Origin of the sequence: Gluconacetobacter takamatsuzukensis (assembly GCF_014174275.1) — a bacterium.
GTDB classification, from domain to species: domain Bacteria; phylum Pseudomonadota; class Alphaproteobacteria; order Acetobacterales; family Acetobacteraceae; genus Gluconacetobacter; species Gluconacetobacter takamatsuzukensis.
Map to the genome: position 1 here is coordinate 230,057 of NZ_JABEQK010000004.1, position 20,619 is coordinate 250,675.

At 66.8% G+C, this 20,619-nt stretch carries 20 protein-coding genes; 16 read left to right on the forward strand and 4 right to left on the reverse strand.

Features of this window, described 5'->3' with window-relative positions; genetic code table 11:
• Positions 1–16 precede the first annotated feature (16 nt).
• Positions 17–859, reverse strand: a complete 843-nt coding sequence (locus tag HLH27_RS07340) for an undecaprenyl-diphosphate phosphatase (protein ID WP_182949124.1) — start codon at positions 857–859, stop codon at positions 17–19.
• A 116-nt stretch (positions 860–975) separates the two neighbouring features.
• On the opposite strand from HLH27_RS07340, the gene HLH27_RS07345 reads away from it, so the two are divergent.
• Positions 976–1,443, forward strand: a complete 468-nt coding sequence (locus HLH27_RS07345; RefSeq protein WP_182949299.1) for an MlaD family protein — start codon at positions 976–978, stop codon at positions 1,441–1,443.
• A gap of 40 nt (positions 1,444–1,483) precedes the next feature.
• Here HLH27_RS07345 and HLH27_RS07350 read toward each other — a convergent pair whose 3' ends face one another.
• Positions 1,484–2,581 carry an ATP-grasp domain-containing protein gene (locus tag HLH27_RS07350; RefSeq protein WP_182949126.1) on the reverse strand — a complete coding sequence of 366 codons (1,098 nt, stop codon included), beginning with the start codon at positions 2,579–2,581 and terminating at the stop codon, positions 1,484–1,486.
• Complete coding sequence (locus HLH27_RS07355; RefSeq protein WP_182949128.1) at positions 2,578–3,153, reverse strand: DedA family protein; 576 nt, start codon at positions 3,151–3,153, stop codon at positions 2,578–2,580. The genes HLH27_RS07350 and HLH27_RS07355 overlap by 4 nt, the downstream gene beginning before the upstream one ends.
• Before the next feature lie 228 nt (positions 3,154–3,381).
• On the opposite strand from HLH27_RS07355, the gene HLH27_RS07360 reads away from it, so the two are divergent.
• The 15 genes from HLH27_RS07360 (at position 3,382) to HLH27_RS07430 (ending at position 19,872) form a co-directional block, all read left to right on the forward strand.
• Positions 3,382–4,353: a lytic murein transglycosylase gene (locus HLH27_RS07360; protein WP_182949130.1), complete on the forward strand. Its 972-nt coding sequence runs from the start codon at positions 3,382–3,384 to the stop codon at positions 4,351–4,353.
• Entirely contained in the window at positions 4,353–5,216 is an 864-nt protein-coding gene (locus tag HLH27_RS07365; RefSeq protein ID WP_246375597.1) for an SPOR domain-containing protein, read from the forward strand. The genes HLH27_RS07360 and HLH27_RS07365 overlap by 1 nt, the downstream gene beginning before the upstream one ends.
• Before the next feature lie 2 nt (positions 5,217–5,218).
• Positions 5,219–6,478 (forward strand): D-alanyl-D-alanine carboxypeptidase family protein, encoded by a 1,260-nt coding sequence (locus HLH27_RS07370; protein WP_182949132.1) that lies wholly within the window; start codon positions 5,219–5,221, stop codon positions 6,476–6,478.
• 5 nt (positions 6,479–6,483) lie between these two features.
• Positions 6,484–7,119: a dTMP kinase gene (gene tmk / locus HLH27_RS07375; RefSeq protein WP_182949134.1), complete on the forward strand. Its 636-nt coding sequence runs from the start codon at positions 6,484–6,486 to the stop codon at positions 7,117–7,119.
• Positions 7,120–8,097, forward strand: coding sequence for a DNA polymerase III subunit delta' (locus HLH27_RS07380; RefSeq protein ID WP_182949136.1), 978 nt, complete (start codon positions 7,120–7,122; stop codon positions 8,095–8,097).
• Entirely contained in the window at positions 8,094–9,632 is a 1,539-nt protein-coding gene (gene metG / locus HLH27_RS07385; protein WP_182949138.1) for a methionine--tRNA ligase, read from the forward strand. Before HLH27_RS07380 ends, metG begins: the two co-directional genes overlap by 4 nt.
• Positions 9,629–10,432: a TatD family hydrolase gene (locus HLH27_RS07390; protein WP_182949140.1), complete on the forward strand. Its 804-nt coding sequence runs from the start codon at positions 9,629–9,631 to the stop codon at positions 10,430–10,432. The genes metG and HLH27_RS07390 overlap by 4 nt, the downstream gene beginning before the upstream one ends.
• A 3-nt stretch (positions 10,433–10,435) precedes the next feature.
• Positions 10,436–11,227, forward strand: coding sequence for an MBL fold metallo-hydrolase (locus tag HLH27_RS07395; protein ID WP_182949142.1), 792 nt, complete (start codon positions 10,436–10,438; stop codon positions 11,225–11,227).
• Positions 11,228–11,615: 388 nt separating this feature from the next.
• Entirely contained in the window at positions 11,616–13,562 is a 1,947-nt protein-coding gene (locus HLH27_RS07400) for a PrkA family serine protein kinase (RefSeq protein ID WP_182949144.1), read from the forward strand.
• A 186-nt stretch (positions 13,563–13,748) separates the two neighbouring features.
• Entirely contained in the window at positions 13,749–15,056 is a 1,308-nt protein-coding gene (locus HLH27_RS07405; RefSeq protein WP_182949146.1) for a DUF444 family protein, read from the forward strand.
• On the forward strand, positions 15,056–16,615 hold the full coding sequence (locus tag HLH27_RS07410; RefSeq protein WP_182949148.1) for a SpoVR family protein: 1,560 nt from the start codon (positions 15,056–15,058) through the stop codon (positions 16,613–16,615). The genes HLH27_RS07405 and HLH27_RS07410 overlap by 1 nt, the downstream gene beginning before the upstream one ends.
• A 318-nt stretch (positions 16,616–16,933) precedes the next feature.
• On the forward strand, positions 16,934–18,145 hold the full coding sequence (locus HLH27_RS07415) for an amine dehydrogenase large subunit (RefSeq protein ID WP_182949150.1): 1,212 nt from the start codon (positions 16,934–16,936) through the stop codon (positions 18,143–18,145).
• A gap of 36 nt (positions 18,146–18,181) precedes the next feature.
• Positions 18,182–18,754, forward strand: a complete 573-nt coding sequence (gene mauA / locus HLH27_RS07420) for a methylamine dehydrogenase (amicyanin) small subunit (RefSeq protein ID WP_182949152.1) — start codon at positions 18,182–18,184, stop codon at positions 18,752–18,754.
• A complete protein-coding gene (locus HLH27_RS07425; protein WP_182949154.1) occupies positions 18,751–19,206 on the forward strand; it encodes a c-type cytochrome in 456 nt (151 codons plus the stop codon). The genes mauA and HLH27_RS07425 overlap by 4 nt, the downstream gene beginning before the upstream one ends.
• A gap of 222 nt (positions 19,207–19,428) precedes the next feature.
• Complete coding sequence (locus tag HLH27_RS07430; protein WP_408870812.1) at positions 19,429–19,872, forward strand: cystathionine beta-lyase; 444 nt, start codon at positions 19,429–19,431, stop codon at positions 19,870–19,872.
• A gap of 145 nt (positions 19,873–20,017) precedes the next feature.
• Here HLH27_RS07430 and HLH27_RS07435 read toward each other — a convergent pair whose 3' ends face one another.
• Positions 20,018–20,614, reverse strand: a complete 597-nt coding sequence (locus tag HLH27_RS07435) for a nucleoside 2-deoxyribosyltransferase (protein WP_182949156.1) — start codon at positions 20,612–20,614, stop codon at positions 20,018–20,020.
• Between the last annotated feature and the right edge of the window lie 5 nt (positions 20,615–20,619).

Consider the following 20,619-nt stretch of genomic DNA (forward strand, 5'->3'; position numbering starts at 1 on the left):
GGGGCCGGGTGGCCGGTCAATGGCCCAGGACGATGTAGGCGACGGCGCCGGCGGCGATGCAGTAATAGCCGAACGGGCGCAGGGCCCATTGCTCGTGCTTGCGGAAATAGCGCATCAGGAAGGCGGTGCTGGCCAGCGCGGTGATGGCGGCCACCACGGCGGCCAGCGTGGCCAGCTGCATCTGCCCGGGCGGGATGGCGACGTGGCGCATGTGCGCGGCCTCGCGCACCGCGGCCCCGATGATGACCGGCTGGGCCATCAGGAACGAGAAATGGGCCGCGCCCTCGTGATTGAGCTTGCGGAACAGGCCGCCGACCATCGTGGCGCCCGAGCGCGAGATGCCGGGGAAGAAGGCGAGGCATTGCCACAGGCCGATGATCAGGGCGTCGGCATAGGTGAGCGACGCGATGGGGCGGCCGAGCTGGACGGACTGGCTGCCGCGCAGCCGGTCGGCGATGAGCAGCAGGAAACCGTTGAGGACGAGGAAGATCGCGGCATAGCGGGCGCTGCCGAACAGGGCGCGTAGCCAGTGTTCCAGCAGCCCGCCGATGATGACCGCAGGAATGGTGGCCACGACCAGCAGGGCCAGGATGTGGATGCTCTCCGCCTGGCGCTGGCTGCCGTTGCGGCCGGTGATGCCCTGGAAGATGGCGATCCAGTCGCTGCGGAAGAAATAGAGCAGCGCCACCGCCGTTCCCAGATGCAGCATGACCAGGAAGGGCAGGAAGATTTCCCCCTGCGCGTCGAACACCCAGCCCAGCAGGGCGGGGACAATGACGGCGTGGCCCAGGCTGCTGACCGGGAAGAGTTCGGTCGCCCCCTGGAGGATCGCGATCATGATGGCTTGGAAAACTGTCATTGTCCGGCTGTCCATGGCGATTTAGACTGGCGTGGTGCCCATTTTTCACCAGCTCGGCAAGCACTTGCCTGAGAGTATGGCGAAATCCGGGCCGAGGGAAACGGGGAGTGGGGCATTTGGTGCGGGAAAAAGGGAGCGCGATCGTCTTCAGCAGTCTGGTGCTGCTGGTTGCGGTCGTATTCTACGGCTATGCCCGGGCCTCGCTGACCGATCCGAGTCACGATCGCTATCCGCTGACGGCGCGGTTCATTTCGGCCAACGGGCTGCATGTGGGCGCGGACGTGCAGTTGGCCGGCGTGCCCGTGGGGCGCGTGACCGACATTGTCCTCGACCCGGTGATGGCGGTGGCGAATGTGCGCTTTACGGTGGATCGGGCGCTGTCGCTGCCGGCGGATAGCGGGGTGATGATCGGCAGCGCGACCATGACCAGCGACGATTCGCTGATGATCCAGCCGGGCACGGCGAAGGACAGGCTGGCCCCCGGCGCGGTGATTACCAATGCGCAGGAAGCCGTCAGCCTGGAGCAGCAGGTCAGTAACTATATCTTCGGGAATGGTGGCCTGCCCTCCGATTCGGCGCCGTAGCCCCGCGCCGGATTGCCGGGCAGCGATAACGGACGGCCGCTCAGTCGTTAAGCGGATAGGAGGCCAGGAGTTTCTTCTGGTGGCGCCAGTAACGCAGCATCGTGAAGGCGCCCGACGACCGCCAGCCTGCCTTTTTCTTCTTTGCGCCGATGCGGAACGTTTCGCGGTAATGCAGGAACTGCGCGGCATAGGCCTCGCGCAGCGTGGTGCGGGAGTCCCAGATATGGGTCGCCTCGGACCCCACGCCGTTGATTTCGATGATCTCGAACCCCCGGCCGAGGCGCAGGGCGGCCAGCGATTCGAATTTCAGGTCGATTCGGCCGAAATGGAAATCGGGGATGTCGCGCATGATCCGGTCGATCTGCTCGGTCAGGGCCGGGGTGATGTCGTCGGCGCCGTTGCGGAAGATCGAGCCCTTGCAGTGATTGCCGGCGAAGACCAGGCGCATCGTCTCGCCCGCCGCCAGCACGTCGTGGACCCGCGCGCCGAGCCGGGGCAGGTAGAGATGCGGCACCAGGCGGGTGCGGGCGTCGGCGTCGATCAGCTGGCGGACGGTCGAGCGGCCGTCGCCGACCAGGACCGGGGCTTCCTTGTAGGTCAGGGACGTGATCCGGCCGCGTTCTTCGTCTGGGTGGCGGATGTAGAACACGCCGGCCTCGTGCTCGAAGGGGATCAGGCGTTGCAACACCAGCCGGATGCCGGCCGGGAACAGGGCCAGTGCCCGCGCCAGCTCGTCGGGGGTGGTGACCAGCTTCACGCCCGTGCCGTTGCATCCGATATCGGGCTTTACCACCACCGGCAGCGCCAGCCCGGCGCGGGCGAGGGCCGTGGTCGCGGCGGCGGCGTCGTCGGCCGAGCCGGTGGTGACGGTGGTGTAGGGGGCGATCCATTCGCGAGCCACGTCGCCCGCCATGTCCAGGATATCGGTCTTGCTTTCGCCGCACAGACCGCCGGTCTCGATACGGGGATTGGCGGCGGTGGGCAGGCTGAGGTCGCCGTGGCGCAGGCCCATCGCGATCCAGTACAGCACGATGGGCGTGTAGAAGGCCCAGCCCGGCCAGAATTCGAACATCGACAGCGGCGACGGCGTCCGGGACGCATCGGCCGGGCGCGTGGTTGCGGTGGAGACATGGGTCATCGGGACGGACTCCGCACATTGGCCACGATCCGGCCGACGAGAAGGATGGTCAGGGCGAATCCTCCCATTCCGGCCCATTTCCATGCACCCAGATGCGTGATGAGGAAATGGCCGACCTGTAGCGACAGGGCGAAGAGCAGTGTTGTCCAGATCAGGGTTGCCAGCACCGCCGCCAGGGCAAAGCGCCGCAGCGACGCGCCGAAGAACCCGCAGGCGGTATAGAGCGGCAGCCGCGCGCCGGGGATGAAACGGCTGATGAACACGATACGGAACACGTTGCGGCCGAACCAGTTTTCTCCGCCCTCGTCGCCGGGGACCTTGACCCAGCGCCGGGCCGCCGGCCACAGGGCAGCCAGCCTGCCCAGGCCGTACAGCCCCAGGTCGCCCGCCACGATCCCGACATAAAGTGCGAGTAGGGCAACAGGGAGGGCGACTTGGCCGGTCTGGACCTCCATCGCGGTCAGGATGGTCGCGGCGTCCTCGAGGATGAAGGTGCCGATGATGATGACCAGCGCCTGGACGGCGGGTGCGGCGCCGGCCTTGGCGAACAGGGCGGAGAGCGAGGGAAACATGACCGGGGTGCTGCCGTTCAGTCCCGGAACGGCAGAAAGAATCGGGTCGGAATCCGCACGTTGTGAACCTCTTGCCCATGGAACCCGTTCCGCGCGGTGGCCGGGCGAACCGGCCGGGGCCGTGCCCGGATTGGGGACCTTGTGGCACGCTTCGCCATCACCGCCAAATCGCCTGCCGCCAGCGGCGAGGATTGAAAGGCGCCAGCGGATTGTGGCACAGCTTCGGTCATGATCGGACGCCGTGATTTCCTGCTGTCGGCCTCGGCCGCTTTCGCCGCCGGCGTGCCCACGGCGCGCGCGGCGCAGCAATCCTATTCCGCCTTCCTGGCCGGGGTACGGGCCGAGGCCGTGAGCCATGGCCTGGCGGCCGCGACCGTCGACCGGGCGCTGGCATTGCAGGCGCCCAATGCGCGGGTGCTGGAGCTGGATCGCCACCAGCCCGAATTTACCCTGACCTGGGCGCAATATCGCCAGAAGGTGCTGACGCCGAAGAAGATTGCCGACGGGCGCGCGGCGGCGGCGGCCCGCGCCGCGCTGCTGGCGGATGTGAGCGCGCATTACGGCGTCGACCGCCAGCCGCTGGTGGGGATCTGGGGGCTGGAATCGGCCTATGGCACGCGGATGGGGACGTTTCATGTCGCCGATGCGCTGGCCACGCTGGCCTATGACGGACGGCGGGCGTCGTTCTTCCGCGGCGAGCTGATGAACGCGCTGCGGATTCTGGACCATGGGGATGTCGAACCCGATTCGATGCTGGGCAGCTACGCCGGCGCGATGGGGCAGCCGCAGTTCATGCCCAGTGCCTATCTGCACTATGCCGTCGATTATACCGGCAGCGGCCGCCGGGATATCTGGAGCAGCGAGCCGGATGTCATGGCCTCGATCGCCAATTACCTGTCGGGCTGCGGCTGGGTTGCGGGCGAGCCCTGGGGGCAGGAGGTCTCGGTGCCCGCGACGCTGGCGCAGGGCGAGCTGGGGCGTGCCAATGTCCGCACCCTGGAAGAGTGGATGGGACAGGGCGTGCGCCGGGCCGATGGCAGCGCGTTTTCGCGCACCGATATTCGCGGGGCGGTGATCCGCCCGGATGGGCCCGGAGGGGAGGCCTTCATGGTCTATCGCAATTTCTCGGTCATCCGGCGCTACAACCCATCGGATTTCTATGCGCTGGCCGTCGGCCTGCTGGGTCGCGACGTCACGTGATGCGGCGTGCCTTGCCCGCGACGCTGGCCGTGCTGGGACTTGCGGGCTGTCATCGGGCCGAACCACCGCTGCCACCGGCCGATCCGCATTATGTGGTGGGCGCGCCCTACCAGATGGACGGGGTGTGGCACTATCCGCGCGAGGATTTCGGCTATCGGCAGACCGGGCTGGCGGTCGCCGACCCCGACCAGACGCCCTATGTCACCGCCGATGGCGAGCATTACGACCCGCAATCGCTGACCGGCCGCCATGCCACCCTGCAACTGCCGGCCATCGTGACCGTGCGCAACCTGGAGAACGGGCGGGAGCTGACCATCCGCCTGAATGACCGGGGGCCGGAAGAGCCCGGGCGCCTGATCGGCCTGACCCCGCGCGTGGCCGCGCTGCTGGGGGTTGGTGCCAATCCGGTGCAGGTCGAGGTCATCGGGCACGAGGCCGAGAACGAGCAATTGGCCGAGGCCCTGCCGGGCGGCCAGCATCTGGACGTTTCGGCCGCGCCGGTCGACCAGATCCGCGCGGAGTCGCTGGATCGGCCCGGCAGCGGGGGCACCATCGTTTCGGCGCCCACCGGTGCGGTCGGGACCACCGATGTCTCGGCCCTGATGCGCGACCTGCCGCCTGCGCTGCGGCAGGGATATGTGCAGGGCGGGATGTTGTGGGTGGATGCCGGGACCTTTTCCACCTTGCGCTATGCCCAGGTGGCCGCCGCGCGGACCGGCGGCCGGGTGATCCCGGTGCAGGAACGCGGCCGGGCGGCCTGGAGGGTCCATGTCGGGCCCTTCATGAATGTCTCCGGGGCGGACAGGGCGCTGGACCAGCTTTTGGGTGCCGGGATGACCGGCGCCCGGATCGTCGTCGAATAGGGATGAACGTGCAAACCCGAAGGTTTCTTCTGGCCGGGACGGCCTTGCTGGCCGCCACCGGTTCTCTGGCTGCCGTGGCCGCGCCGCGCCGGCGCCATGCGCATGGGGCCGAAGGTGCCCCGGCCGCCGCGCAATCGGATGACGAATCCGGCCCGGACCAGGCCGCCGCCCCCGCCGGGCCGCCGGCCGCCAGCCTGATCGGGCCGGTCGATACCGTCGCCCGCTGGGCCTGCATCGTGGATGTCACGACCGGCACGGTGCTGCTGGAGAAGGCGGCCGACGAGCGCATGCCGCCCTCGTCGCTGACCAAGATGATGACGGCCTATATCGTCTTCAGCATGCTGAAATCGGGCCGCCTGAAGCTGGACCAGGCGCTGCCGGTCAGCGAGAAGGCGTGGCGCATGCAGGGTTCGAAGATGTTCGTGCCGCTGGGCGAGAGCATTCCGGTGCAGGACCTGATCCAGGGCATGGTCATCCAGTCCGGCAACGATGCCTGCATCGTGCTGGCCGAAGGGATCTCGGGCTCCGAGGAGCAGTTCGTCGCCCAGATGAACGAGGTGGGCGGCAAGATCGGCCTGGTCAATTCGCATTTCGTGAATGCCACCGGCTGGCCGGGGGACAACCATTATATGTGCGCCCGCGACGTGGCGACCGTGGCGGTGCGGCTGATCCGCGATTTTCCGGAATATTATCACTTCTTCTCGGAGAAGGATTTCCGCTTCAACAAGATCTCGCAGGGCAACCGCAACGTGCTGGTGGACAAGGGGCTGGCCGACGGGCTGAAGACCGGCCACACCGATGCCGGCGGGTTCGGCCTGTGCGCCAGCGCCGACCGGGGCGGCAACCGCGTGGTGCTGGCGCTGAACGGCATGCCGTCGAGCAATGCGCGCGCGCATGAGGGCGAGCGGCTGCTGGAATGGGCGTTCGCGAATTTCGAGAACGCCACCCTGTTCCGCAAGGGCGATGTGGTGGAGCAGGCCTCGGTCTGGCTGGGTACCCAGCCGACCGTGCCGCTGGTGGCCACGCGGGATGTCGTGATGACGCTGCCGCACGGGTGGCGGACACGGGTGCATGTCGGGGTGGATTACCAGGCGCCGGTCGCGGCGCCGGTGGTGGCGGGGCAGGTGCTGGGCGACCTGGTGCTGACGAACCCCGGCCTGCCCGACATCCGGATGCAGCTTGTGGCCGGGCAGTCGGTGCCGAGGTTGGGCCTGCTGGCCCGGGCCTCGACAGTGCTGGGCCAGAAACTGAGCCGGCACTGAAAGCGGTGCCGGGTCTGTTCATTACCTTCGAGGGCGGCGAGGGCGCCGGCAAATCCACCCAGGCCGCGCTGCTGGAGGCGCATCTGCGTGCCGGCGGGCACGAGGTGGTGCGCACGCGCGAGCCGGGTGGCACGCCGGGGGCCGAGGCGCTGCGCGACTTCCTGCTGTTCGGCGGGCACGACCTGTCGCTCCGCGCCGAGATCCTGACCCATTTCGCGGCGCGGTGCGAGCATGTGGACCGGCTGATCCGGCCGGCTTTGGCGCGCGGGGCGGTGGTGATCTGCGACCGGTTTGCGGATTCGACCATGGCCTATCAGGGATACGGGATCGGGCGGGGCGACGCTGCCACGATCGGGCTGATCGACGTGCTGGCCGGGCAGGTGGGGCTGGTGCCCGACCTGACGCTGGTGCTGACCCTGGACCGGGCGCGGGCGCTGGAACGCCTGCATGCGCGCGGCGGCCGCGCCGACCGGTACGAAGTGGCGGACGAGGCGTTTCATGCCCGGGTGGCGGAGGGGTTCGAGACCATTGCCCGCGCCCATGCCGGGCGCTGCGTGCGCCTGTCGGCCGACCGGGCGGCGGAGGCGATCGCGCGGGATGTCGCGCAACTGGTGGATGCGCGGCTGGCGGGACCCGCCTGAATGGTGGGCACTACGCCACGCGACGGGCAGGAGCCGGTGGGGCATGACGAGGCCCGCCGGGCGTTCGAGGAAGCATTAAGTGCCGGGCGGCTGCATCATGCCTGGCTGCTGACGGGGCCCGAGGGGATCGGCAAGGCCAGCTTCGCCTTCTGGATGGCGCGGGTGCTGCTGAAGGCGACGGCACCGGACAGTACCGCCGCGCGGCGGATTGCCGCCGGCAGCCATGCCGACCTGCTGTACATCGCCCGGGGGATGGACGAGAAGCGCCAGCGGATGCGGGCCGAGATCGTGGCCGACGATGTGCGCCCGATCGGCCAGTTCCTGCACCGCACGGCGGCCGAGGATGGATGGCGGGTCGTGATCGTGGACGGCGCGGATTTCATGAACCGCAGTGCCGCCAATGCGATCCTGAAAATTCTGGAGGAGCCGCCGCCCCGCGCGATCCTGATCCTGACCTGCGCCGCGCCGGGGCGCCTGTTGCCGACCATTCGCAGCCGCTGCCGCACGCTGCGGCTGGAGCCGCTGTTGCCGGCGCAGATGCAGGCGGTGCTGGCCCGCGTGGCGGCGGACGTGCCGCCCGAGGATATCGCGCGGGTGGCGCCGCTGGCCCATGGCTCGCCCGGGCGCGCGCTGGCGCTGCTGGCCGGCGACGGGGCGGCGCTGGGCGCGCTGGTGGCGCGGGTGCTGGAAACCCCGCCGGATGCCGGGGCGATGTACGAGATTGCCGAGAGCGTGCTGAAGCGGGAAAATGGCTTTCCGGTCTTCTTCGATCTGCTGTGTGATGCCATATCGAAGCATGCGCGCGCGCTTGCCCTGGGGGATGGGCGCGGGGAAGGAAACGCGGACGGATCGCTGTCGGCGCACCGCATGGCGGAGCTGTGGCGGCGCCTGACCGACCTGCGGGTCGAGACGGAGCGGTTCAATCTGGATAAACAACAGGCCCTGCTGAGTGGCCTGACTTTGGTGAGTGGAAGATGACAGGGCGCTATTACGTCACGACACCGATCTATTATGTGAACGGGGCGCCGCATATCGGTCATGCCTATACCTCGGTCGCCGCCGACGTCATGGCGCGCTTCAAGCGGCTGGCGGGGCATGATGTCTTCTTCCTGACCGGTACCGACGAGCATGGGCAGAAGGTCGAGCAGGCCGCCCAGGCCGCCGGGGTGGCGCCGATTGCGTTCGCCGACCAGGTCTCGGCCGATTTCCGTGCGATGTACGACGTGATGAATGTCTCGTACGACGATTTCATCCGCACCACGGAGCCCCGGCACATTGCCGGCGCCACCGCGCTGTGGGAGCGGATCGCGGCGAACGGGCATATCTATCTGGGGGCGTACGAGGGCTGGTACGCGCTGCGGGACGAGAGCTTCTACAACGAGGACGAGCTGGTTACCCGCCCGGACGGCACGAAGGTGGCGCCGACGGGGGCGCCGGTGGAGTGGGTGCGCGAGCCGTCCTATTTCTTCAAGCTGTCGGCTTTCGCCGACCGGCTGCTGGAGCTGTACGAGACGCGGCCGGGCTTTATCGAGCCCGCGTCGCGGCGCAACGAGGTGGCCAGTTTCGTCCGCCAGGGGCTGCGCGACCTGTCGATCAGCCGCACCAGCTTCCGCTGGGGCATCCCGGTGCCGGGCGACCCGGACCATGTGATGTATGTGTGGGTGGATGCGCTGGCCAATTACCTGTCGGCCATCGGCTTTCCCGATGCCGACAATCCGCGCGCCGGGTTCTGGCCCGCCAACCTGCATCTGGTCGGCAAGGATATCGTCCGCTTCCACGCGGTCTACTGGCCCGCGCTGCTGATGGCCGCCGGGCTGGAACTGCCGGAATGCGTGTTCTCGCATGGGTGGTGGACCATCGAGGGCGAGAAGATGAGCAAGTCGCTGGGCAATGTCGTCGACCCGCGCGACCTGGTGGGGCAGTTCGGCGTCGATCCGGTGCGCTTCTTCCTGATGCGCGAGATGCCGTTCGGCGGCGACAGCGACCTGAGCCGCCGGGCCATCATCAACCGGCTGAATGTCGAGCTGGCGAACGATCTGGGCAATCTGGCCCAGCGGACGCTGACGCAGGTGGCGCGGAATTGCGGCGGGGTGCTGCCCGCGCAGGGGGTGCGGATCGAGGCCGATGACGCGCTGCTGGCGCAGGCCGCGCTGCTGCCGACGCTGATGCAGGGGCATCTCGACCGTCATGCGCTGACCGATGCGCTGGAGGATGTGTGGCGGGTGATCCGGGCCTGCAACGCCTATATCGACCATCAGGCCCCCTGGGCGCTGCGCAAGACCGACCCCGAGCGGATGGCGGTGGTGCTGCGCGTGCTGGTGGATGCGCTGCGCGTGATCGGTACCATGCTCCAGCCTTACATGCCCGGGAGCATGGATGCGATGCTGACCCAGCTGGGCGTGGCGGAGGACGAGCGCGATTTCGCGGCGCTGGAACGTCCGCTGCCCGAGGGGCGCGCGCTGCCCGCGCCGCAGGGGATCTTTCCGCGTCATGTGGAGGAAGCGGTGCAATGAGCGGGGCCGCGACCGGGCTGATCGATTCGCACTGTCATCTCGACCATTTCACCGACGAGGAGATCCCGGAGCTGCTGGACCGGGCGCGCGCGGCCGGTGTCGACGGGATGGTGACGATCGGCACCCGCCTGTCGCGGGCGCAGCAGCAGAAGGACCTGACGCGCTTCGACCGGCCGGATGTGCGGGTGTGGTGCACGGTCGGCACCCATCCCGACCATGTCGAGGAATGCGCGGTGGCCGATGCCGAGGGCATTATCGCGCTGGCCGACGACCGGCGCGTGGTGGGCATCGGGGAGAGCGGCCTGGATTATTTCCACGGTGCCGAGGCGGTGCGTCCGTTGCAGCAGGCGCGCTTTCGCGCCCACATCGCGGCGGCGCGGCGGATGGACCTGCCGCTGGTGATCCATGCGCGCGAGGCCGATGCGGATGTGGCCGCGATCCTGCGCGAGGAGGTGGAGGCCCATGGGCGGTTCCGTTTCCTGCTGCACTGCTTTGCCTCGGGGCCCGAGCTGGCGCGGGTGGGGCTGGAACTGGGCGGGTATATCAGCTTCTCGGGCATCCTGACCTTTCCGCGCTCCGACGCGCTGCGGGCGGTCGCGCGGGATGTGCCGGCGGACCGGCTGCTGGTCGAAACCGATTCGCCCTACCTGGCGCCGGTGCCGCGGCGCGGCAAGCGCAACGAGCCGGCGCTGGTGGCCCATACCGCGCAGCGCCTGGCCGAAGAGCGCGGGATGACGCCCGGGCATCTGGCGGAGCAGACCACGACCAATTTCCGCCGCCTGTTCAGCCGGGCGATCTGAGCGATGGAGCTGGTCGTCCTGGGATGTGGCGGGTCTGCCGGGGTGCCGATGATCGGCGGGCCGGACGGACGGGGCGACTGGGGGCTGTGCGACCCGGCGGAACCGCGCAATTGCCGGACCCGGGCCTCGGTCCTGCTGCGGGGCGATGACGGGCAGGCGGTGCTGATCGATACCGGGCCCGACCTGCGCGAACAGTTGCTGGCGCAGGGCATCGGGCGGTTTGATGCGATTCTCTACACCCATGCCCATGCCGACCATATCGCGGGACTGGACGAGGTGCGGGCGATCAACCGGGCGATCGACCGCCCCCTGCCGCTCTATGCCACGCCGCCTGTGCTGGGGGAGCTGGAAGCGCGGTTCAATTACGCGTTCCGCCCGTGGTCGCCGCCCGGTTTCTATCGGCCGGTCGTGGTGCCGCATGCGGTGCATGCCGGCCAGACGCTTGAGATCGCCGGGCTGCGGCTGACCCTGTTCGAGCAGATACACGGCCGCACCCTGTCGCTGGGCGTGCGGTGCGGGACGATTGCCTATTCCACCGATGTGATGGACCTGGCCGACGAGGCATTTGCCGCGCTGGAAGGGGTCGAGACCTGGCTGGTGGATTGTTTCCAGCGTTCCGGGCCCCACAATGCCCATGCCTGGCTGGAGCAGGTGCTGGAATGGCGCGCCCGGCTGGAACCGCGCCGCGTGATCCTGACCCATATGGGGCCGGACATGGATTGGGCCTGGATGCGCGACAACCTGCCGGAGGGAGTCGAAGCGGCCTTCGACGGGATGCGAATCGGCTTTCGCTGAGGCGTGACCGGCCCGGGGCGGGCAGCGGGTCGTTTCGAAAACCCCTGCTGTCCGGGTGTGTGTTTCCGGAGTGCACGCGATTTAGGTTGAATCCCGAACGCGGGGAGCGATAGCCTCGGCGGTGACGGCCCAGGATTTCGCAGCGCGATACCTGACTGCGATTCCGCCATCTGCCGGCCGCCCTTGTCTGGGGCGGCAGCGTGCCTATCTGCCTGTAAATGGGCCAGACAGCAAGGGGGATTGTGTATTGACCACCCGATTGCAGAGCGAACGGAACTGACGGTTCTTCCGTCTCCGGGGCCCGCTCCCCGGAGGAAATGCGTATCCATGGTGCATGGTCGTCCAGACAGAGTGACGGATTCTGGCGCCGGTTCGGAGACTTCCCAGGATGGTTTCTGATTTCAATGTGTTTTCTCTGGCTACCGCGATGCGCGATCAGCGTCGCGAAATCGAGATGAGCCTGTCTGACTATCTTGAAGCCTGCCGTACCGATCCGTCCTGCTATGCAACCGCGGCGGAGCGGATGCTGAAGGCCATCGGCGAACCGAGGAGCGTCGATACCTCGCGCGATCCACGCCTGTCGCGCATCTTCATGAACCGTACCCTGCGCATCTATCCGGCGTTCTCGGACTTCTTCGGCATGGAGGAGACGATCGAGCAGATCGTGGGCTTCTTCCGCCATGCGGCGCAGGGGCTCGAGGAGCGCAAGCAGATCCTCTACCTGCTCGGCCCGGTGGGGGGCGGCAAATCGTCCCTGGGCGAGCGGCTGAAGGCGCTGATGGAGAAGGAGCCGATCTATGTGCTCAAGGCCGGGCGGCATGTCAGCCCGGTCTTCGAAAGCCCGCTGGGCCTGTTCGACCCCGACCGGATGGGGGAGGCGCTGGAGGAACGGTACGGCATTCCGCGCCGGCTGCTGGGCGGCGTTGCCAGCCCGTGGGCGCTGAAGCGGCTGGAGGAATTCGACGGCGACCTGTCGCGCTTTTCCGTCATCAAGGTGCATCCGTCGCGGTTGCGCCAGATCGCGATCGCCAAGACCGAGCCGGGCGACGACAACAACCAGGACGTATCGGCGCTGGTGGGCAAGGTCGATATCCGCCAGCTGGAGCATTTCAGCCAGAACGATCCGGATGCCTACAGCTTCTCGGGCGGGCTGAACCGCGCGAACCAGGGACTGCTGGAATTCGTCGAGATGTTCAAGGCGCCGATCAAGATGCTGCATCCGCTGCTGACGGCGACGCAGGAGGGCAATTATGTCGGCACCGAGAATATCGGCAGCATTCCCTTTACCGGCGTGATCCTGGCCCATTCGAACGAGGCCGAGTGGCAGACCTTCCGCAACAACCGCACCAACGAGGCCTTTCTGGACCGCGTATGCGTCATCAAGGTGCCCTATTGCCTGCGGGTGGCGGAGGAGACGAAGATCTACGAGAAGCTGGTGCAGTCCTCCAGCCTGGCGAATGCGCCCTGCGCGCCCAACACGCTGGAAATGCTGGCCCGTTTCGCGGTGCTGTCCCGGCTGAAGCCGCATCCGAACTCCACCCAGTTTGCCAAGATGCGCGTCTATGACGGCGAGAACATTCGCGAGACCGACCCCAAGGCCCGCACGATGCAGGAATATCGCGATGCCGCCGGGGTGGATGAGGGGATGGACGGGGTCTCCACCCGCTTTGCCTACAAGGTGCTGTCTGCCACCTTCAACCATGATTCGGCGGAGATTTCGGCCGATCCGGTGCATCTGATGTATGTGCTGGAACAGGCGGTGCGGCGCGAGCAGTTTCCGGCGGAAGTCGAGGCGAACTATCTGGCGACCCTGAAATCGGAACTGGCGGGCCGTTATGCCGAATTCTTGGGCCATGAGATCCAGAAGGCGTATCTGGAGAGCTATAACGATTATGGCCAGAACCTGTTCGACCGTTATCTGGACTATGCCGATGCCTGGATCGAGGACCAGGATTTCAAGGACCCCGATACCGGGCAGATGCTCAATCGCGAGTTGCTGAACGCGGAGCTGACCAAGATCGAAAAGCCCGCGGGCATCGCCAACCCCAAGGATTTCCGTAACGAGGTGGTGAAGTTCTCGCTGCGCGCGCGGGCCGGCAATGGGGGGCGCAATCCGTCCTGGACATCCTACGAGAAGATCCGCGACGTGATCGAGAAGCGGATGTTCAGCCAGGTCGAGGATCTGCTGCCGGTCATCAGCTTCGGGTCCAAGAAGGACGGCGAGACCGAGCGCAAGCATGACGAGTTCGTCGAGCGGATGGTCTCGCGGGGATATACGGAACGTCAGGTCCGCCGGCTCGTTGAATGGTACATGCGGGTGAAGCAATCCGCCTGAGGCGCTGTTGCCCCGGCGCCGCTGCCGGCCAGTCCCTGCCTGTGTTTCGCGCCTCGCGGCGGCCGGCCCGGAAAGGCCGTCCGGCTGCGAGGCGCAAAACCCGCAAGGACGTAGCCCCAGGCGGCCCGCTGCCGACGCAGCATCAGCATTTTCGAAACAGCCTCTGAACGGGAATGGTGCCGGCCAGTGGATATCATTGACAGACGTCCCAATCCCCATGGGAAAAACCTCGAGAACCGGCGGCGCGTGCTGCAACGCGCCCGCTCGGCCGTGCAGACGGCGGTGCGGGACGCGGTGGCGCGCGGCAAGATCCGGGAAGTGGGGCAGGGCAACGCGATTTCGGTCCCGGCGGATGCGCTGCATGAACCTTCGCTGCATCGTGTCTTCTCGGAGGGCATGCGCGAGATCGTGCTGACGGGTAACCGCGAGTTTTCGCGCGGCGACCGGCTGCAACGGCCGCCGAGCGGCGGGGCGGGGCAGGGTTCGGGGGCCGGGCAGGCCGGCGAGCAGGGGGGCGGCGAGGATTCCTTCCGCTTCGTGCTAAGCCGGGACGAATTCCTGGACCTGTTCTTCGACGATCTGGAATTGCCCGACCTGCTCAAACGCGAGATTTCGACCACCGAAAACGGCGTGCCGGCCCGCGCGGGCCTGAGCAACGAGGGAGCGCCGTCGCATCTGGACCTGGGGCGGACGATGCGGCGCTCGATCGCGCGGCGTCTGGGGCTGGGGCGGCCCAAGCCCGTGGAACTGCAGGAGGTCGAGGAACGGATCGCGGCACTGGAGGCCCTGCGGCCGGCCTCGGCCGAGGAACTGGAGGAGCTGGAAGGGCTGCGCGAACGGCGCGGCATGCTGCGCCAGCGTCTGGCGCGGATTCCGTGGGTCGATCCGGTGGACCTGCGCTTTCGGCGCTATACCATCACGCCGCAGCCGGCGACGCGGGCGGTGATGTTCTGCATCATGGATGTCTCGGGCTCGATGACCGAGCGGATGAAGGATCTGGCGAAGCAGTTCTTCCTGCTGCTGCATGTGTTTCTGGAGCGGCGGTACAAGAAGGTCGAAATCGTCTTCATTCGCCATGCCGAGAGCGCCGAGGAGGTGGACGAGGACACGTTCTTCCACGATCCGCGAACCGGCGGCACTATCGTCTCGTCTGCGCTGGAACTGATGCATACCATCCAGCGGGAGCGCTTTCCCTCGGCCAACTGGAACATCTATGTCGCCCAGGCGTCGGACGGGGACAATGCGTCGTCGGACACCACGCGCACCGCCACCCTGTTGCGGGACGATATCCTGCCGGCGGTGCAATATTATGCCTATATCGAAATCACGGGATCGGGGGCGGTGATCCGTGGCGAGACCGATCTGTGGCGCAGCTATCGTGCCATCGCCGATGAGAACGATCATCTGGCGATCCGCCAGGTCGGCGACCGCAAGGAGATTTTCCCGGTCTTCCGCGACCTGTTTTCCCGTCAGCGCGATACGGCGGAGGCTTGATGGATCAGATCATATCAGGGGGCGGCACGCCGGCCCGGTCCGGGGGGCTGCTCTATTCCGGCAATGACTGGAATTTCCAGATCATCCGCGACTGCTACGACGCGATCGAGGAGATCGCGCACGGCGAGCTGGGGCTGGAGACCTATACCAACCGGGTGGAGATCATCACTTCCGAGCAGATGCTGGATGTCTATACCGCGCACGGCATGCCGGTGGGCTACAAGCACTGGTCGTTCGGCAAGCGCTTTATCGGCCATGAGAATGCCTATCGGCGCGGGCTGATGGGACTGGCCTATGAGGTCGTCATCAATTCCGATCCCTGCATCAGCTATCTCATGGAGGAGAATTCGGCGACGATGCAGGCGCTGGTAATCGCGCATGCGGCGTTCGGGCATAATCACTTCTTCCGCAATAACAGGCTGTTCCGGGAATGGACGGACCCGTCCGACATCCTGGATTACCTGGAGTTCGCCCGTGGCTATATCGCCCGGTGCGAGGAGCGGCATGGCCATCGGGCGGTGGAGCGTGTGCTCGATGCCGCGCATGCCTTGCAGAACCAGGGGGTCAACCGCCATTCCGGCGCTCGCAAGCTGGACCTGAAGGCCGAGCAGCAGCGCGCCAAGGAGCGGCGGGCCTATGAGGACAGCGTCTTCAACGATCTGTGGCGGACCCTGCCGACCGAGGCGGGCGATGCGGCGGGGGCGGCCGAGGGGGCCCATGCGCGCCGCCTGTTGGGGCTTCCCGAGGAGAACCTGCTGTATTTCCTGGAGAAGAATGCCCCGCGCCTGGCCCCGTGGGAGCGGGAGATCATCCGTATCGTGCGGATGATCGCACAATATTTCTATCCGCAGCCCCAGGTGAAGATGATGAACGAGGGCTGCGCCACCTGGGTGCATGTCTACATCATGCGGCGCCTGCACGAATTGGGGCGGATCGACGACGCAGCCTATCTGGAAGTCATCCATTCGACGTCGAACGTGATCAACCAGCCTGGATTCGACATGGGGGGAGGGGCGTCGTTCAATCCCTATGCGCTGGGTTATGCGATGATGACCGATATTGCGCGCATCTGCACCGAGCCGACCGCCGAGGACCGGGAATGGTTTCCCGATATCGCGGGCAACGGGGATGCGATCGGCACGCTGCGCCATGCCTGGGCGGAATATCGGGACGAGAGCTTCATCCAGCAATTTCTGTCGCCGAAAGTGATCCGCGATTTTCGCATGTTCCGCCTCAGCGACGATACGGCCCAGCCCTATCTGCTGGTCGATGCCATTCATGACGAGGCGGGATATCGTGATATCCGCCGCAGTCTGGCGCGCGTCTATGATCCCGGCACGTTCTATACCGAGATCGAGATCGTCGATGTGGACCTGCTGGGCGACCGCACCCTGAAGCTGGAGCACCGGACCCGGACCGGCCAGTTGCTCCAGGCCCGCGATGCGCGGCAGACGCTCGATTACCTCGCCGCCCTGTGGGGGTATGGCGTGGTTCTGAACGAGGTGGATACCCAGACGGGCGCCGTGCTGGCCACCCACACGGCGGAGCCCGCGCCGTAGGGGGCTTTTGGGAAACGCGCGCCGGCGGTGATCCGGTGCGCGTTTTTTTTGGCAGGCGCATGCGGAATATGTCTGTTATTCGCGTCCGTTCGTAACAATATTTTGTTGGTAATGAAAATTATGAAATTCACTTGCGATTTTTGGAAAGTGGAAGACTAGCCAGCCCGGCCGAAAATTTGTATCGAAAGAACATCAAACTGGATAGCGGGCGGTGTCCGCCCGGTCTTCGGGCGTCCGAATCGTGGTTCGGGTGTGGTGGGGCGAACAGCAGGGTTGGCGGGATGAACATGATATTTCCTTCGTGGGTCCGACGGTCGCATGTTGGCTGATCGGCGGTCTCGCGTTGCGCGGCGTATTTCGCGCTCCCTAGCGGTCGCCTCGGTTCTGACGGCGATCGCGGCACATGGGCCGGCGCATGCCGCCGAGCCGATCCTGCAGACCGAGGAAAGCGACATCGTCACCCTGCCTCCCGGCGGCCCGCATCGGGTGCTGGTCGAGGACGGGGTGTATCGCCACAGCAAGGACGGGCGGGTCTATGTCGTGGACCTGGACACCGGGCGGCTGCTGGGCATGGTGCAGGCGGCCTATAACGCCAACATGGTGGCCGATCCGGCGGGCAAGGCGTTCTATGTCGCCGAGACGACGTGGGAGCGCGGCAATCGCGGCAAGCGCCACGACATCCTGGCGGCCTACGATCCGCGCACGCTGGAACAGGTCGCGGATATCGACCTGCCGGGCCGGGCGCTGATCACGCCCAAGAAGCCCGACATGGCGATCGGCGCCGATGGGCATTATGTCTATGTCTACGATTCCAGCCCGACCAATGCGGTCCATGTCTATGACACCGGCCTGAAATCGGTTGTGCGGACGGTGGACGTGCCGGGCTGCGGGCTGATCTTTCCGTGGGGCAATGCCGGATTTTCGTCGATCTGCGGCGACGGGTCGCTGGCGAACGTGCAGATGGACGCCAAAGGCGCGCCGACTCTGACGCGGACCCCGCCGTTTTTCGTGCCCGATCGCGACCCGGTCTTCGAGCACAGCCCGGAGGTCGCGGCCAGCGGGCATGTCTGGTTTATTTCATACAGCGGTCTGATCTATGAGACGACACTGGGCGCGCAGTCCAGCGTCGCCAAGCCGTGGTCGATCCAGGAAGCTGCCGGCCTGAAGGCAGCGTCGGATACCCGCGCCCCGTTCGAGGTGACGTGGCGGCCCGGCGGCTGGCAGCTTGCGGCGCTGCGGGCGCGCGATTCGCATCTGTTCGTGCTGATGCATAAGGGTACGTTCTGGACCCACAAGGACGCGGGCTCCGAACTGTGGGAGCTGGACCTGAAGACGCACCGGCTGGTGCGGCGCATTCCGCTGGCCGCCCGCAGCATGATGGTCGGCGTGACGCAGGATGCGCAGTCGCGCATCATGCTGACGGATGAAGCCGGCGACCTGATGGTGCTGGACGGTGCCGACGGCAAGCCCGTGCGCAAGATTGGGGCGCTGGGCGATGCGCTGATCTTTACGGCGGCGCCTGGAGAATGAGCCCCCGGAATGATCCCCGCGTGACGGAGAAACGATATGCCCAATCCTGAAGACAGGGGGGCCGTCGGCGTGACGCGGAACGGCCTCGACACCATGGCCGAACGGCTTGCCCGCCATCTTGCCGGCCGTTCCTCCCGCCGCAGCGCGCTTGCGCGGCTGGGCGGGTGGGCCGCCGCGATTCCGGCCTTTCCGCTGTTGCCGGTCTGGCGGCGCGACGCGCGGGCCGCAGCGCCTGCTGCGCCGTCGCCCTTTGCCGCCAAGGCGCAGGCCAAGGACGATACGAAGTGCGATTACTGGCGTTATTGCGCCATTGACGGCAATCTGTGCACCACCTGCGGCGGTGGCGTTCATAGCTGCCCGCCGGGGACGCATCCGTCGCCGACCTCGTGGATCGGCACTTGTTTCAACCCGCAGGACCGTCGCGCGTACCTGATCGCCTATCGCGATTGCTGCGGGCAGGATGCCTGCAACGAGCAGAATTGCCTGGGCACCGATGGCGACCTGCCGACCTATCGTCCGCAGGCCAATAACGACATCATCTGGTGTTTCGGGACCGGCTCGCTGCTTTATAATTGTTCGACCGCCGTGATTGTAGGAACTGCCGAATGAAGAAAATCCTTACCCTGGCCCTGTGTCTGGGTGCCGCGACCCCGGCTTTTGCCGCGCCGGATGGCCAGGCGCTCTACGGTGCCAATTGCGGCATCTGCCACCAGGGCGGTGGTGTCGGCGCGCCGGGGCAGTTTCCGCCGCTGGCCAACCGAATCGACAAGATCGTCTCGACGCCCGAAGGCAAGAAATACGTGACCGAAGTGCTGATGAACGGTCTGGCCGGCTCGATCGACGTGGCCGGCATGACCTATGTCGGCTTCATGCCCAGCTTCAAGAGCCTGTCGGATGACGACGTGGCGGCGATCCTGAGCTATCTGTCGTCGCTGGGTGGCACCAAGCCCGCGCCCGTGGTCACGCCGGCGGATGTGGCGGCCGCGCGCGCCGCGCCGATGGCCTCCTCGGCCGTGGCGGCGGCCCGCAAGGAGCTGAACGCGGCGCATCCGCTGCCATAAGAGCCTGACTGGAAATGCGCGCGGGCGGCGAGCCTGCGCGTATTTGCACGTTACCCTGCCGCCGGTACCAATGCGCATTTCCTGCGCCTTCGGGTCGGTGGCGATGAAGGCCATGCGACTTCGATGTTCAAGAATACACGCCTTGCGTGCCGCTATGGGGTGCGCTTGCTCGGCCGATCGATTTTTCAGGTGTGTTCAAGGTCCGGTGGGCGTTTTGCGCGCGTGACGCGGTCGGGCGTGGTGATGGCCGCCATGGCCGGGCTGATGATGTCGGGGCAGGCTGCGCTGGCGCTGGACCAGGTGCGCACCACCTATCTGGAAAAATGCGGCGGTTGCCATGGGATCGAGGGGCTATCCGGGCAGACCTATATTCCGACGCTGCGCGACCGGATCGGGACGTTGAGCTGCACGCCGGAGGGCCGGGCCTATCTGCTGACCGTGCCCGGCGTTTCGATGTCGTTGATTCGCGACGATGCGCTGATGGCGCAGGTGATGAATTTTGTGCTGTTCGATCTCGGCGGCCACAGCACGCCGGCCGGCACGCGCCCCTTCACGGCGGAAGAGGTTCATACCCAGCGCGGCCACCCGTTGAGCACCACCGACCTGCCGGCGGTAAGGGCCCAGGTCTGGGCACGGGCTACCGCATGTGCGGCAGGCCACCGGTAAAAAACGCCACGTGGGCTAAAGAAGGCGGAGCCGGTCCGGAAATGCGCGCTGGTGGGCGAGAGCGGCCCTGAGGGCCGCGCCCGCCGTGTGTTTCCGAGCACCGGCGCGCAGGAAACGCGCGTCGGATCGCCACCAGCCCGCATTATTAGGGGAGGCGGCGGGCGAGGTCGGCCGCGGCCATGGCGAAGGCCTGGTAGAAATCGTCATGCACGGCGACCTTGCCGCCGGAGAGGCGAATGAAGCCCTCGGTCATGCCGTTCTGTACCATGCCGTCCGAATGGGCGAGGATACCGTCGGCGTCCTCCATCGCGCCCGAGCCGACCGGGGCGTCTTGGGTGACGCGCGGGCGCAGGGTGTCGTGCCATGCGGCGCGGCGGTAGGCGGCGACTTTCTCCGGGTAGGGGCGGCCGTCGGTCGTGTAGCCGGCCAGGGGTTTGCCCTGCGCCATCATGTAGCCGATTTCCACCGCCGTGCCCGGGTCCATGTCGGCGCTCCGGCGGAAGGGGTCGAGGCAGAAGATGCCGCCGGCGCAGCGATCCATCAGGGCGCGGTCGGCGCGCACGATCTTGAGGATCGTGTCCAGGCCCGGCGGCAGGGATTCGATGCCGGCCTGGCCGTCGAAGGGGGCGAGGCCCTCCAGCCCCACGTCGTGGCACAGCGCGCGCAGCCGGTCGAAAATCGCGACCGCGCCGGGGCGGAAGACCAGATCGCCAGCCAGATAGACGGTTCTCTTCGCTGTCATGCGGC